At 71.1% G+C, this 13,764-nt stretch carries 12 protein-coding genes and 2 pseudogenes; 10 read left to right on the top strand and 4 right to left on the bottom strand.

The annotated features are described in order from the left end of the window. Nucleotides 1-20: 20 nt before the first annotated feature. Nucleotides 21-986, top strand: a pseudogene (locus ACIBL4_RS30625) (cytochrome P450); the annotation flags it as partial. Between the two features lie 7 nt (nt 987-993). Continuing rightward, a complete protein-coding gene (locus ACIBL4_RS30620) occupies nt 994-1,437 on the top strand; it encodes a cupin domain-containing protein (RefSeq protein WP_399415021.1) in 444 nt (147 codons plus the stop codon). A gap of 14 nt (nt 1,438-1,451) precedes the next feature. Here ACIBL4_RS30620 and ACIBL4_RS30615 read toward each other — a convergent pair whose 3' ends face one another. Then, nucleotides 1,452-2,678: an acyl-CoA dehydrogenase family protein gene (locus tag ACIBL4_RS30615; protein WP_399415020.1), complete on the bottom strand. Its 1,227-nt coding sequence runs from the start codon at nt 2,676-2,678 to the stop codon at nt 1,452-1,454. A gap of 172 nt (nt 2,679-2,850) precedes the next feature. Here ACIBL4_RS30615 and ACIBL4_RS30610 point away from each other — a divergent pair, with 172 nt between their 5' ends. Further along, nucleotides 2,851-3,495, top strand: a complete 645-nt coding sequence (locus ACIBL4_RS30610; protein WP_399415019.1) for a TetR family transcriptional regulator — start codon at nt 2,851-2,853, stop codon at nt 3,493-3,495. A gap of 60 nt (nt 3,496-3,555) precedes the next feature. Here ACIBL4_RS30610 and def read toward each other — a convergent pair whose 3' ends face one another. Next, the gene (def, locus tag ACIBL4_RS30605; protein ID WP_399415018.1) at nt 3,556-4,104 is read right to left on the bottom strand and encodes a peptide deformylase; all 549 of its coding nucleotides are present in this window, start codon (nt 4,102-4,104) and stop codon (nt 3,556-3,558) included. A gap of 159 nt (nt 4,105-4,263) precedes the next feature. Here def and ACIBL4_RS30600 point away from each other — a divergent pair, with 159 nt between their 5' ends. The 7 genes and pseudogenes from ACIBL4_RS30600 (at nt 4,264) to ACIBL4_RS30570 (ending at nt 10,800) form a co-directional block, all read left to right on the top strand. After that, nucleotides 4,264-5,502 carry a MurT ligase domain-containing protein gene (locus ACIBL4_RS30600; protein WP_086558789.1) on the top strand — a complete coding sequence of 413 codons (1,239 nt, stop codon included), beginning with the start codon at nt 4,264-4,266 and terminating at the stop codon, nt 5,500-5,502. 23 nt (nt 5,503-5,525) lie between these two features. Next, entirely contained in the window at nt 5,526-6,254 is a 729-nt protein-coding gene (locus tag ACIBL4_RS30595; protein ID WP_399415017.1) for a type 1 glutamine amidotransferase, read from the top strand. A 194-nt stretch (nt 6,255-6,448) separates the two neighbouring features. Continuing rightward, nucleotides 6,449-7,474: a 6-phosphofructokinase gene (locus ACIBL4_RS30590; RefSeq protein WP_397625656.1), complete on the top strand. Its 1,026-nt coding sequence runs from the start codon at nt 6,449-6,451 to the stop codon at nt 7,472-7,474. 187 nt (nt 7,475-7,661) lie between these two features. After that, on the top strand, nt 7,662-8,612 hold the full coding sequence (locus ACIBL4_RS30585; protein ID WP_399415016.1) for a cytochrome c oxidase assembly protein: 951 nt from the start codon (nt 7,662-7,664) through the stop codon (nt 8,610-8,612). Between the two features lie 71 nt (nt 8,613-8,683). Further along, nucleotides 8,684-8,944, top strand: coding sequence for a DUF6777 domain-containing protein (locus tag ACIBL4_RS30580; RefSeq protein WP_399415015.1), 261 nt, complete (start codon nt 8,684-8,686; stop codon nt 8,942-8,944). A gap of 799 nt (nt 8,945-9,743) precedes the next feature. Then, nucleotides 9,744-10,590: pseudogene (locus tag ACIBL4_RS30575) on the top strand (septum formation family protein); the annotation flags it as partial. 30 nt (nt 10,591-10,620) lie between these two features. Beyond that, complete coding sequence (locus ACIBL4_RS30570; protein ID WP_399415152.1) at nt 10,621-10,800, top strand: hypothetical protein; 180 nt, start codon at nt 10,621-10,623, stop codon at nt 10,798-10,800. A 3-nt stretch (nt 10,801-10,803) separates the two neighbouring features. Here the strand turns inward: ACIBL4_RS30570 and ACIBL4_RS30565 are convergent, their stop codons facing one another. After that, nucleotides 10,804-12,009: a sensor histidine kinase gene (locus ACIBL4_RS30565; protein WP_399415014.1), complete on the bottom strand. Its 1,206-nt coding sequence runs from the start codon at nt 12,007-12,009 to the stop codon at nt 10,804-10,806. Beyond that, complete coding sequence (locus tag ACIBL4_RS30560) at nt 12,006-13,718, bottom strand: cation acetate symporter (protein WP_399415013.1); 1,713 nt, start codon at nt 13,716-13,718, stop codon at nt 12,006-12,008. Before ACIBL4_RS30560 ends, ACIBL4_RS30565 begins: the two co-directional genes overlap by 4 nt. Nucleotides 13,719-13,764: the final 46 nt, after the last annotated feature.

The raw sequence follows: 13,764 nt of genomic DNA, 5'->3' as shown, positions 1-13,764 counted from the left end.
CCGACAGGTCACCCGGCTGGGCCCCGCACTTCATCCCGGCCCGTGGCGCGGTCGGCTTCCTGGACCGCCGGACCACACCCGGCTGCGCCGCAGCGTAGCCGCGGCGTTCACGGCGCGCGGGGTGGAGCGGGTGCGCGAGCGGTCCCGCCGCATGCCGGCGGAACTGGTCGACGAGATGCTCCAGGACGGCCCCCGGCCGACCTGACCGAGGCCGTGCTCGGTCCGTTCCCGATCGCGGTGATCTGCGAGCTGATGGGCGTCCCGACCGCCGACCGACAGGGCATCCACGCCTGGACCCAGCTGATCCTGTCCTCCTCGCACGGCGCCGAGGTCAGCGAGAGGGCCAAGCAGGAGATGGGCGCCTACTTCACCGACCTGATCGGGCTGCGCGAGGGCCGCGCGGGCGAGGACGTCACGTCCCTGCTCGGCGCGCCGTGGGCCGCGCCGAGATCACCCTGGAGGAGGCGGTGGGCCTCGCGGTGCTCCTCCAGATCGGCGGCGAGGCGGTCACCAACAACAGCGGCCAGATGTTCTACGTCCTGCTGCCCCGCCCCGAGCTCGCCGAACGGCTGCGGGCCGAGCCGGAGATCCGACCGCGGGCCATCGACGAACTGCTGCGCTGGATCCCGCGCCGCAACGCGGTCGGCCTGATGCGGATCGCCCTGGAGGACGTGGAGATCAGCGGCGTCCGGATCCGGTCGGGGGACGCGATCTACGTGTCGTACCTGGCCGCGAACCGCGACCCGGACGTGTTCCCCGACCCGGAGACGATCGACTTCGGCCGGAATCCGAACCCGCACGTGTCCTTCGGCTTCGGCCCGCACTACTGCCCCGGCGGCGTGCTGGCCAGGCTGGAGTCGGAGCTGCTGATCGACGCGCTCCTCGACGGCGTGCCCGGACTGCGGCTCGCGGTCCCCGCCGAGGAGGTGCCGTTCCAGAAGGGCGCGCTGATCCGCGGTCCCGAGGCCCTGCCCGTGACGTGGTGAGCCGGCGATGACGGCGACGGAAGGGCTGCTCGTACCGCCGGGCCAGGGCAGGGCCGTGGCGGCCCCCGCCGACGTCGGCGCCCATGTGCACACGCGCAGCGAGGAGTTGTTCCACGTGCTCGAAGGCGAGCTGGACGTCCTCGCCTTCGAACCGCGGGTCCGCACCCCCGACAACTGGCAGCATGGGAGTCGGCCTCGGGCAACCGGGTGGTGCGGGCGACCCCGGGGGACGGTGATCGTCGTACCCCAGGGGTGCCCGCACGCGTTCGCCAACCCGACGGACGAGCCCGCGAAGACGTTCTTCCAGGCGAGCCCTCCGCCGGATCACGAGCGCTACTTCGAGGAACTGCTGGAGATCCTCGGCAACGGCGGCCCGCCGGACCACGCGGCGATCGAGGAGCTGTGGGCGAGGTACGACATCGAGCAGCTGACCCCGCTCCGACACCGGTGAGCGAGGAACGCCGGTTACCGGATCGTCATGCCCGACAGCGTCCGCGCGATCACCAGACGCTGGATCTCGCTGGTGCCTTCGAAGATCGTGTAGATCGCGGCGTCCCGGTGCATCCGCTCCACCGGGTACTCCCGCGTGTAGCCGTTGCCACCGAGGATCTGGATCGCCTGGGCCGTGACCTTCTTGGCCGTCTCGCTCGCGAACAGCTTGGACATCGAACCCTCGGCCGCCGTGAACGGCTTGCCGTTGACGGCCATCCAGGAGGCGCGCCAGACGAGGAGCCGGGCCGCGTCGATGGACGTGCGCATGTCGGCGAGCTGGAAGGCCACGCCCTGGTTGTCGATGATCGGCCGTCCGAACTGCTCCCGGGTCTTGGCGTAGTCGAGAGCGACCTCGTACGCGGCCCGGGCGGTGCCGACCGCCATGGCGCCGACCGCCGGGCGGGACGCCTCGAACGTGGCCATCGCCGCGTTCTTCACGCGCTCCCCGCCCTGCTTGGCCTTCTCCCGTGCCCGGGCGAGCCGCTCGTCCAGCTTCTCCTTGCCGCCGAGCAGGCAGGAGCCGGGGACGCGCACGTTGTCCAGGATGACCTCGGCGGTGTGCGAGGCACGGATGCCGTGCTTCTTGAACTTCTGCCCCTGGGACAGGCCCTCGGTGCCCGGCGGGATGATGAAGGAGGCGTGCCCCTTGGAGCCGAGCTCCGCGTCGACGACCGCGACCACGACATGGACGTTGGCGATGCCGCCGTTGGTCGCCCAGGTCTTGGTGCCGTTGATCACCCACTCGTCCTTGGCCTCGTCGTACACGGCCCGGGTGCGCATGGAGGCCACGTCGGAGCCGGCGTCGGGTTCGGAGGAGCAGAAGGCGGCGACCTTGACATCGTTGGCGTCGCCGTACATCTGCGGGATCCAGGTGCCGATCTGCTCCTCGGTGCCGTTGGCGAGGACGCCGACGGCGGCGAGACCGGTGCCGACGATGGACAGGGCTATGCCCGCGTCGCCCCAGAACAGCTCCTCCATCGCCATGGGGATGCCGAGACCGGTGGGGTCGAAGTACTGCTGGGCGTAGAAGTCCAGGGAGTAGATGCCGACCTTGGCGGCCTCCTGGATGACCGGCCAGGGAGTCTCCTCACGCTCGTCCCATTCGGCGGCCGCGGGGCGGATCACATCGGCCGCGAAGCCGTGCAACCAGTCCCGGACCTCCTTCTGTTCGTCGTTGAGCTCCATGGTGAACTCGGCCATGTCGGTCCCTCCAGCGGCACACGTGCCTGTTACTTGCGGTAACACCAGTCTGTTACCGGTGGGTAGTCCACGTCAACTCCTACCGACCGGTCGGCACCCGTTCGATGTCTGGGGCATCTTTGAGTGTTAGTTTGCGCAGGCGTCATCGAAACAGCACGGGTGGGGAGAGCACATGGACACCACGCAGCGGACCGAGCAGCAACGGTCCGCCGACCGCCGACGGCGTGAGCTGCTGGAAGCCGCCGACCGCGTCGTGCTGCGCGACGGTCCGCAGGCTTCGATGAACGCGATCGCGGCGGAGGCCGGCATCACCAAGCCGATCCTCTACCGGCACTTCGGTGACAAGGGCGGACTATACGCCGCCCTCGCCAAACGGCACACGGACGCGCTGCTGGACTCGCTCCGGGCGGCGCTGGACGCTCCCGCGGAGCGGCGCGAGCGGGTCGAGGCGACGCTGGACACGTACCTCGCGGCGATCGAGGCGCGGCCTCAGGTATACCGGTTCCTGATGCATCCGGCGGAGGGGGGCCAGCCGGGGGATCCCGGGTTCGATGTCGGCAAGCACAGTGCGCCGTTGCTGCGGCGGATGGGGGAGGAACTCGCCCAGGTCATCGAGGAGCGGCTGGATCTCGGGCCGGGTGGGCAGCGGCTGGCGCGGGTGTGGGGGCACGGGATTGTCGGCATGATGCATGCGGCCGGGGATTGGTGGCTGGGGGAACGGCCTTGTTCTCGTGCGGAGTTGGTGCGGAGTTTGGCTGATCTGCTGTGGGGGCGTCTTGCGGCTGCCGGGGACAAGATGGGTGGGCCGGGATTCTGACCGTCGCCCTTCGGCTGCGGGCCGGTGGGGGTTGTTCGCGCAGTTCCCCGCGCCCCTGAGTCAGCCATCCCCTCGGCGCCAAGAGGCCCGGGCTACTTGCCGCATCAGCTTGCGGTGGCGCCAGCCGGTCAAGTGGTCCGCGTAGATGCGGCCCTCCAGATGGTCGTACTCGTGTTGCAGGCAGCGGGCGAAGAAGCCCGTGCCGTGGACCGTGATCGGAGCGCCGGTCATCGTGAAGCCCTCGACGACCGCGTGGTCGTAACGTTCCGTGGCCGCTTCCAGGCCCGGTAGGGACAGGCAGCCCTCCGGGCCCCGGATCACCACTCCGTCCGCCTCGGCCAGGCGCGGGTTGACCACATGGCCCAGGTGCCGGACGTCCTCATCGTCGGGGCAGTCGTAAACGAAGACCCGCAGCGGCTCGCCGATCTGGTTGGCGGCGAGGCCGACGCCCTGGGCGGCGTACATGGTTGCGAACAAGTCCTCCACGAGGCGGGCCAGTTCGGGCCCGAACTCGGTGACCTCCGCGCAGGGTGCGTGCAGCAGCGGATCGCCGTGCAGGGTGAGGGGTCTCACGTGGCCGTGGGCACCGGGGATGGAGCTGTTTCGCATGGCGGCAAGAGTAAGGTCCCTGTCATTCCGCGCCTCCCACACGACTTCACCACAGTGCCTCGGTTCGGGAGTGCTAATGGATCTCGATAGGCTGAGGTCCACACCACGTGGCCGTCAGGCTTCAAGGCGCGGCGCGTACGCAAGGAGGATCGAGAACTGATGGCAGGCAACTCGGACCCGCTCTCGCCGCGGGCCAAGCTGGCCGTGACCGCGGGCAAGGCGGTCGCGGCGGCATCCCGCGCCGCGGGGCGCGGCAGCGGTTCGGTGATCGGCGGCCGGGTGGCGCTCAAGCTCGACCCCGACCTCCTCGCCCGGCTCGCGCAGAACCTGGACGTGATCCTGGTCTCGGCGACGAACGGCAAGACCACGACCACCCGGCTCATCGCCGAGGCCCTGCGCGCGGCGGGACCGGTCGTCTCCAACGCCCTCGGCGCCAACATGCCGGCCGGCATCACCTCGGCGCTCGCGGGCAGCTCGGACGCCCGGTACGGCGTGATCGAGGTGGACGAGAAGTACCTCGCCGGCGTCGCCCGGGACACCGCGCCGAAGTGCATCGCCCTGCTCAACCTCTCCCGCGACCAGCTCGACCGCGCCGCCGAGACCCGCATGCTCGCCGAGAACTGGCGGGAGGGGCTCGCCGGATCCAAGGCCGTGGTGGTGGCCAACTGCGACGACCCGCTGGTGGTGTGGGCGGCGTCCTCCTCCCCCAATGTGATCTGGGTCGCCGCCGGTCAGATGTGGAAGGACGACGCCTGGTCCTGCCCGTCGTGCGGTGGCGTGATGCAGCGTCCGGGCGACGACTGGTACTGCGGTGAGTGCGGCTTCCGCCGTCCGACGCCGAGCTGGGCGCTCTCCGGCGACCACGTCCTGGACCCGCACGGCTCCGCCTGGCCGATCCACCTCCAGCTGCCCGGCCGCGCCAACAAGGCCAACGCCGCCTCCTCGGCCGCCGTCGCCGCCGTGTTCGGCGTGCCGCCGCAGGTCGCGCTGGAGCGCATGTACCAGGTGCAGGCGGTGGCCGGCCGGTACGACGTCGTCCAGTTCCAGGGCCGTGACCTCCGGCTCCTGCTGGCGAAGAACCCGGCCGGCTGGCTGGAGACGTTCTCCCTGATCGACCCGCCGCCCGCCCCGGTCATCCTGTCCGTGAACGCGCGCTCCGCCGACGGCACCGACACCTCCTGGCTGTGGGACGTCGACTACACGCGCCTGACCGGCCACCCGATCTGCGTCGTCGGCGACCGGCGACTGGACCTCGCCGTGCGCCTGGAAGTCGCCGACCAGCACTTCCAGGTCTACGAGAACCTCGACCAGGCCGTGGCGGCGTGCCCGCCGGGCCGGATCGAGGTCATCGCCAACTACACGGCGTTCCAGGACCTGCGCCGCCGGGTCGGCAACTGAGCACGAGACGTCAGGGGACTTTTGTGAGCGACAACCAACTGCGCATCGTCTGGATCTATCCCGACCTGCTCAGCACCTACGGCGACCAGGGCAACGTCCTCGTCGTGCAGCGCCGGGCCCAGCAGCGCGGCCTGGACGTGGCGCGGCTGGACGTGCGCAGCGACCAGGCGATCCCGACCTCCGGCGACATCTACCTGATCGGCGGCGGCGAGGACCGTCCCCAGCGCCTCGCGGCCGAGCGGCTGCGCCGGGACGGCGGACTGACCCGGGCCGTGGAGAACGGCGCCATCGTGTTCTCCGTGTGCGCCGGCTACCAGATCCTCGGCCACGAGTTCATCAACGACCTCGGCCAGCGCGAGCCCGGCCTCGGCCTGCTGGACGTGGTGTCCGTACGCGGCGAGGGCGACCGGTGCGTCGGTGACGTGCTGGGCGACATCGACCCGCGCCTCGGCCTGCCCCCGCTGACCGGCTTCGAGAACCACCAGGGCGTCACCCACCTCGGCCCCACCGCCCGCCCCCTCGCCCGGGTGCGCTTCGGCAACGGCAACGGCACGGGCGACGGCACGGAGGGCGCGTTCAACGACACCGTCTTCGGCACGTACATGCACGGCCCGGTGCTGGCACGCAACCCGCTGATCGCGGACCTGCTGCTGAAGCTGGCCCTCGACGTCAACGCGCTGCCGCCGACCGACGACCGCTGGTACGAGGCACTGCGCAACGAGCGCATCGCGGCTGCCCAGCAGCCTGCCTAGAGCAGAACCTGCGTTCAGCACGCGTCAACCTGCTGGTCAACAGCCCGTCTGACGGCACATCCGCACAGGTGAGCGGGGTCGTCCAGCAGGCGGACGCGTGCTTCGGTCCGGCCCCTCGATGCCGCTAGGGTGGCGGGGATTCGAGCCGGACAACGTGGTCCGGTCCCGGCCCACGTCGATAAGGTTTTCGGGCTATGCGCATTGGTGTCCTCACGTCCGGCGGCGACTGCCCCGGCCTGAACGCCGTCATCCGGTCCGTCGTGCACCGCGCCGTCGTCGACCACGGCGACGAGGTCATCGGCTTCCGGGACGGCTGGAAGGGCCTTCTGGAGTGCGACTACCTCAAGCTCGACCTCGACGCGGTGGGTGGCATCCTCGCCCGCGGCGGCACGATTCTGGGGTCCTCCCGGGTCCAGCCCTCCCATCTGCGGGACGGTGTGGAGCGGGCCAAGGGCCATGTCGAAGAGCTCGGCCTCGACGCGATCATCCCCATCGGCGGCGAGGGCACCCTCAAGGCCGCGCGGCTGATGTCCGACAGCGGTCTGCCCGTCGTGGGTGTGCCGAAGACCATCGACAACGACATCGCGGTCACGGACGTCACGTTCGGCTTCGACACGGCCGTCGGGGTGGCGACCGAGGCCCTGGACCGGCTGAAGACCACCGCCGAGTCCCACCAACGGGTTCTGGTGGTCGAGGTCATGGGCCGGCACACCGGCTGGATCGCGCTGCACTCCGGCATGGCGGCCGGCGCGCACGCCATCGTCGTACCCGAGCGCCCCTTCGACATAGAGGAACTGACCCGGCGGGTCGGCGAGCGGTTCGAGGCGGGCAAGCGCTTCGCGATCGTGGTGGCGGCGGAGGGGGCCAAGCCCCGGGCCGGGACCATGGAGTTCGACGAGGGCGGCAAGGACATCTACGGGCACGAGCGGTTCGCCGGGATCGCCCGTCAGCTGTCCGTCGAGCTCGAGGGGCGGCTGGGGAAGGAAGCCCGGCCGGTGATCCTCGGGCATGTGCAGCGCGGTGGTACGCCGACCGCCTACGACCGGGTGCTGGCCACGCGGTTCGGGTGGCACGCGGTGGAGGCCGTGCACCGGGGCGAGTTCGGGCAGATGACCGCGCTGCGGGGCACTGACATCGTGATGGTGTCGCTGGCCGAGGCCGTGGAGACGCTGAAGACCGTGCCGGAAGACCGGTATGCCGAGGCGGAGACCGTTCTCTGAGGTTGCTGTAGTCGGCCGGATGCGGGTGGTGTGTGGCTTGTCGCGCCCACGCGGCGGAGCCGCATATCGGTACAGCCCCGCGCCCCTAGGACGTCGTACTGCCCCCGGTCGCAAGGGTGACTGGGGGCGGTTCTACTCTTGGGGCGGACAGAATGCTGCACACCCCCACGAAACAGGAGCCGGCGGTATGGATCACAGCGGGCACGGCATGACCATGGATCTGCCGCCGTTCACGCTGGGACGAGGGCTGGAGTGGTCGGCCGACCCGTTCTTCCTCGTCGCCTGCCTGGCCGGGCTGGCGCTGTACGGGTGGGGTGTCGTGCGTCTGGTGCGGCGCGGGGACAAGTGGCCGGTGGGACGGACCGTCGCCTTCGTCATCGGCGTGCTGAGCATCGTGCTCATGATGTGCACCCGGCTGAACGACTACGGCATGGTCATGTTCAGCGTGCACATGGTGCAGCACATGGTGATCAGCATGGTGTCGCCGATCCTGATCCTGCTCGGGGCGCCGATCACACTGGCGCTGCGGGCGCTGCCGACGGCGGGGCGGGGCCGCAAGGGGCCGCGTGAGCTGCTGCTGATGTTCCTGCACAGCCACTACATGCGGATCGTCACCCACCCGGCGTTCACGATCCCGCTGTTCATCGCCAGCCTGTACGGGCTGTACTTCACACCGCTGTTCGACTTCCTGATGGGCTCCACGACGGGGCACATCGCGATGATGGTGCACTTCCTCGCCGTCGGCCTGGTGTTCTTCTGGCCGATCATGGGCGTGGACCCGGGCCCGCACCGGCCCGGCTATCTGATGCGGATGCTGGAGCTGTTCGCGGGCATGCCGTTCCACGCGTTCTTCGGGATCGCGCTGATGATGGCGTCCCAGCCGATGGTCGAGACGTTCAAGAACCCGCCCGCCTCGCTCGGCATCGAGGCGCTGTCCGACCAGAACGCGGCGGGCGGCATCGCCTGGGCGTTCAGCGAGATCCCGTCCGTGCTGGTGCTGGTCGCGCTGCTGTTCCAGTGGTACGCCTCGGACCAGCGCCAGGCCAAGCGCGAGGACCGGGCCGCCGACCGCGACGGGGACAAGGAACTCGAGGCGTACAACGCCTATTTGAGCTCGCTGCACGCACGCGGGAACTGACTTTTCCCACGCTGGAGAGCATTTTCCTTCAGTAGCATGAAGCACGTCGGGGAACCGCAGGGGGAGCGGTGATGCGGAGGATCGCTGTCCTGGTCACGGTGCGGTCGCGGGCCGTGCCGGGTGGCCTCCAGCAGGGGGACACGCCCGGGCCGTACAGCGGAACGCAGCAGCCGGGGATTTGCGATGTCGAGCGGCTGAAGCCGTTCCTCAGCGCGCCGCGCAACGATCGCAAAGCACGGGCGTGGGCGGCCGCCCTCGACCTTCAGGACGAGATTCCGGGATATCTGGACCGGCTCACACGGGTTCTCCTCGTCACGACACCCTCCCCCTGAACCACGACGACAAAAAGGGAAAGACTGTTCCCTTCCGCGCCCTGCTCCATTTCGTGCGGAAATCCGCTGCGACCTTTCGAAGGCGACACGAGCCGGATAACCGTCACGTTCGGGGACGGCAACGAGAAGTGACAGGGGTACGACCGTGCCGAGGCGGTGGTCGTACGGCCCCCTCCCCGGAAGCTGGAGCGCATCGCCCTCGTCGACGTCCAGGACCCCGGCCGGGGCATCGAGCGGCCCGTCGGCACGGCCGGTGAGGCCGACGCCGGTTTCGACGCGACGGAGCGGCGGGCCGTGCCGCGCGTTGCCGGGACGACGTTCGGGGAGGCCGGCCCCGGCGGTTCGCCGATGCAGGGCTTGCGGTCGCGTTCAGGGGTGCGGAGCCGCCCGCAAGCCGAGTACGGCGAGTACGGCGAGGCCTTCGGGTCAGTCCGCCCTCGGCGTCGTCCGGTCCCAGCTCCGCCGCCGCCCGCGTCGAGCGCCGCGCCCAGGAGCAGTGCACCACCCCCGGCGACCAGCTCACCACCACAGGTCACCAGCTCCCCTCCCCGGCAGGTCAGCAGCTCGCCTCCCACCGGTGAACCGGTCTCGAGCAGCGCCGCCGCGACCGCTCCGGCGGCCACTCCACCCACCCCCAGCACCACCGTCTAGCACCGCACCGCCGCCGAACCCTGGAGTCACCGGATGTCCTCAGGATCACCGACGTCGGCAGTGGGCCGGGTCATCGCCGACCGTTATCTGCTTGCTGCTGCGCCGGCTCGGCAGCGGCGGCATGGGGCACGTCTGGCTCGCCCAAGGTCCCGCCGTCGCGGCACCCGGCGTCGCCCCACCCGGCGCACGGCGTCGCCGGCGCTCCCCCGCCCTCCGGGCCGTCACCGCCTGCGGGCTCGGGCTGCTCCTCGCGCTCGGCGGCGTCTGGTACGCGCTGGCCGACCGGACACCGGGCGGCGGGACGGCGGCGCCGTACGGCGAGGCCGCCGGGCTGGGGAAGCCGCTCGCGGACGGGGACTGCGTGCTCGCGGACTGGCCGGGCGGGACCCGGTTCGCCGGCACGCCCCGGTTCTCCCTGGACCCGACCTGCCGGGACAAGGTGCCCGACGGGCAGGTGGTGGCGTTCGTCGAGGCGGCCTCGGCGGAGGAGGCGCGGACGCTGGGGCCGGCCCGGTGCGAGGAGCGGACCCGGGAGCTGCGGGAGCGGCTCGCCGATGTCCGCGGTCACGCCGTCGTGCCGACCGGCACCGGGTTCGAGGCGGCGGGGCGGCGCACCGCTTGCCTGGTGCTCGGCGCGCACGGGCCGCTGTACGGGCCGCTCGGGGAGCGACGTAGGTTCGGTACGGCGTTCGCCGACACCGCCACCATGCAGAAGCGTGACTGCCTGGACGTCCGTTCGAACCGGGAGGCGCGGCTGGTGCCGTGCGGCGGGCGGTACGCCAGCAGGTCCTCAGGTTCACCCGACTGGGCGCCGATGTGACGCTCGCCGAGGCGCGGACCTCGTCGGACGCGGCGTGCGCCCGGGACGTGGCACCGCGCGACTACGGATTCGATCCGTTCGTCTACGAAGCCGGTTCTTGGACCAGTGACGGACCCGGAAATCCGGTACTCATGTCGTCGTCTGCACCGTCAGGAGACAGAACGGGGGCACCATGGGGGAAAAGAACCATGAGGAGGGTGTTGCGATGCCCGGTTCCACGAACGGTTCGAACGCGACGAAGACCATGGGAGTCGTCACCGTCGGCGGTCTCGTCCTGGTGACGGCCTACACGGTGGCGCTCGGCAGCAACGGCTGGCTGTGGTTCGGCTGGGTCGTCCTGGGCCTGATCACCCTCGGGATGGTGGTCACCTCGAAGAACGCCTGAGACTCACTCGGGGATCAGCCGTCCGGCCGAATGCACGCCCGGCTGGTACTTCGGGAGCCGGACGGTGATCTTCATTCCCGCGCCCGTGGCAGTCTCGATGACGAGACCGTGGTCGTCGCCGTAGACCTGGCGGAGCCGGTCGTCGACGTTGGAGAGCCCTATGCCGCCCGAGGGGCTGACCTCTCGGGCGAGGATACGGCGGAGCAGGCCGGGGTCCATGCCGGCGCCGTCGTCCTCGATCACGACCAGGGCCTCGGCGCCCGCGTCCTGGGCCGTGATCTGGATGTGGCACTTGTCGGCCTTGCCCTCCAGGCCGTGCTTGACGGCGTTCTCGACGAGCGGCTGGAGGCACAGGAAGGGCAGGGCGACGGGCAGCACCTCCGGGGCGATCTGGAGGGTGACGGAGAGGCGGTCGCCGAAGCGTGCCCGCACCAGCGCCAGATAGTGGTCGATGGCGTGGAGTTCGTCGGCGAGGGTGGTGAAGTCGCCGTGCCGGCGGAACGAGTAGCGGGTGAAGTCGGCGAATTCCAGGAGCAGTTCGCGGGCGCGCTCGGGGTCGGTGCGGACGAACGAGGCGATCACCGCGAGCGAGTTGAAGATGAAGTGCGGGGATATCTGGGCCCGCAGCGCCTTGATCTCGGCCTCGATGAGGCGGGTACGGGACTGGTCGAGGTCCGCGAGCTCCAGCTGGACGGACACCCAGCGGGCCACCTCGCCGGCCGCCCGGACGAGCACCGCGGACTCGCGGGGCGCGCAGGCGACGAGGGCGCCGTGCACGCGGTCGTCGACGGTGAGCGGGGCGACGACCGCCCAGCGCACCGGGCAGTCGAGGAGGTCGCAGGTCAGCTGGAAGGCCTCGCCGCGGCCGGTCTCCAGAGGGCCTGCGAGGCGTTCCATGATCTCGGTGCGGTGGTGGGCGCCGTCGCCGTCCCAGACCAGGACCTGTTTCGTGTCGGTCAGGCACAGCGCGTCCGTGCCGAGCAGGGAGCGCAGTTTGCGGGCGGACTTGCGGGCGGTCTCCTCCGTCAGCCCGGCCCGCAGCGGGGGCGCGGCGAGGGTGGCGGTGTGCAGGGTCTCGAAGGTGGCGTGTTCGACGGGGGTGCCCAGGCCGCCGAGGCTCTGGGGGCGTGCCGTGCGCCGGCCGAGCCAGACGCCCAGGGCCAGCACCGGAAGCACGGCGACGCACAGGCCGGCCAGGAATCCGCTCATGCCGTCACCTCCGTGCGCAGTTCCTCGGGCAGGTGGAACCGGGCCAGGACCGCCGCCGTGCCCGGCGGTACCCGGCCGGGGGTGGCCAGGGACACCAGGATCATGGTGAGGAAGCTCAGCGGCACCGACCAGAGCGCGGGCCAGGCGAGCAGGGCGTGCAGCGCGCCCTCGCCCGGGTAGCCCGCCATGGTCGCGGCGACGGCGAGGAGGGCCGAGCCGCCGCCGACCAGCATGCCGGCGGCCGCGCCGGGCGGGGTGAGCCGCCGCCACCAGATGCCGAGGACGAGCAGCGGGCAGAACGACGACGCGGACACGGCGAAGGCGAGCCCCACCGCGTCGGCGACCGGGAGCCCGCCGACCAGGACGCTCGCCGCGAGGGGCATGGCCATCGCGAGCACGGTGCCGAGCCGGAAGTGCCGTACGCCCCGCGCGGGCAGGACGTCCTGGGTGAGCACGCCCGCGACGGCCATGGTGAGCCCCGAGGCCGTGGACAGGAACGCGGCGAAGGCGCCGCCCGCCACCAGCGCGCCCAGCAGATCGCCGCCCACTCCCCCGATGATTCGCTCCGGCAGGAGCAGGACGGCGGCGTCCGTGTCGCCGGTGAGGGTGAGTTCGGGGGCGTAGAGGCGGCCGAGTGCGCCGTAGACGGGCGGCAGGAGGTAGAAGGCGCCGATCAGGCCGAGGACCGCGACGGTGGTGCGGCGAGCGGCGACGCCGTGTGGGCTGGTGTAGAAGCGGACCACGACGTGCGGCAGGCCCATGGTGCCGAGGAACGTGGCGAGGATCAGCCCGTACGTGGCGTACAGCGGGCGTTCCTCGCGGCTCTCGGCCTGTGCGGGCGACAGGTCGCCGCCGCTGCTGCGCTGCGCCTCGGGGACGGCCGCTCCCTCGGCGAAGGTGAGCTGGGCGCCGCGTTCGACGCGGTGGGTGCCGGCGGGGAGTTCGAGGCGGGTGTCGGTGTGGGTGCGGCCGTCCACGGTGCCGGTCACCGTGACGGTGAGGGGCCGGTCCAGTTTCAGGTCGATGCTGTCGCCGACGCGGACGACGCGCTGCTCGCGGAAGGTGGCCGGTTCGTCGAAGGCGTGGCGGGGGGCTCCGTCGCTCTGCCAGGCCAGGACCAGGAACACGGCGGGGACGAGCAGGGCGGTGAGTTTCAGCCAGTACTGGAAGGCCTGGACGAAGGTGATGCTGCGCATGCCGCCGGCGGCGACGGTGGCGGTCACGACGACGGCGACGATCACTCCGCCGACCCAGTCGGGCGCCCCGGTCAGCACGGTCAGGGTCAGTCCGGCCCCCTGGAGCTGGGGCAGCAGATACAGCCAGCCGACGCCGACGACGAAGGCTCCGGCCAGCCGCCGCACGGCCTGGGAGGCGAGGCGGGCCTCGGCGAAGTCGGGGAGCGTGTAGGCGCCGGAGCGGCGCAGCGGGGCGGCGACGAAGAGGAGCAGGACCAGGTAGCCGGCGGTGTAGCCGACCGGGTACCAGAGCATGTCGGGGCCCTGGACCAGGACCAGGCCCGCGATGCCCAGGAAGGAGGCGGCGGAGAGGTACTCGCCGCTGATGGCGGCGGCGTTGAGGCGGGGGCCGACGGTGCGGGAGGCGACGTAGAAGTCGGAGGTGGTGCGGGAGATGCGCAGACCGAAAGCGCCGACCAGGACCGTCGCGACGACAACCAGGGCGACGGCGGGGACGACGTAGTTGGAGTTCATCGGGCGCCAGTTCGATCGTTGTTCATCGGTCGTCGGTCATCGGTCG

The organism is Streptomyces sp. NPDC050416, assembly GCF_044458845.1.
Taxonomy (GTDB): domain Bacteria; phylum Actinomycetota; class Actinomycetes; order Streptomycetales; family Streptomycetaceae; genus Streptomyces.
This window is presented reverse-complemented; position numbering and strand designations above follow the sequence as displayed.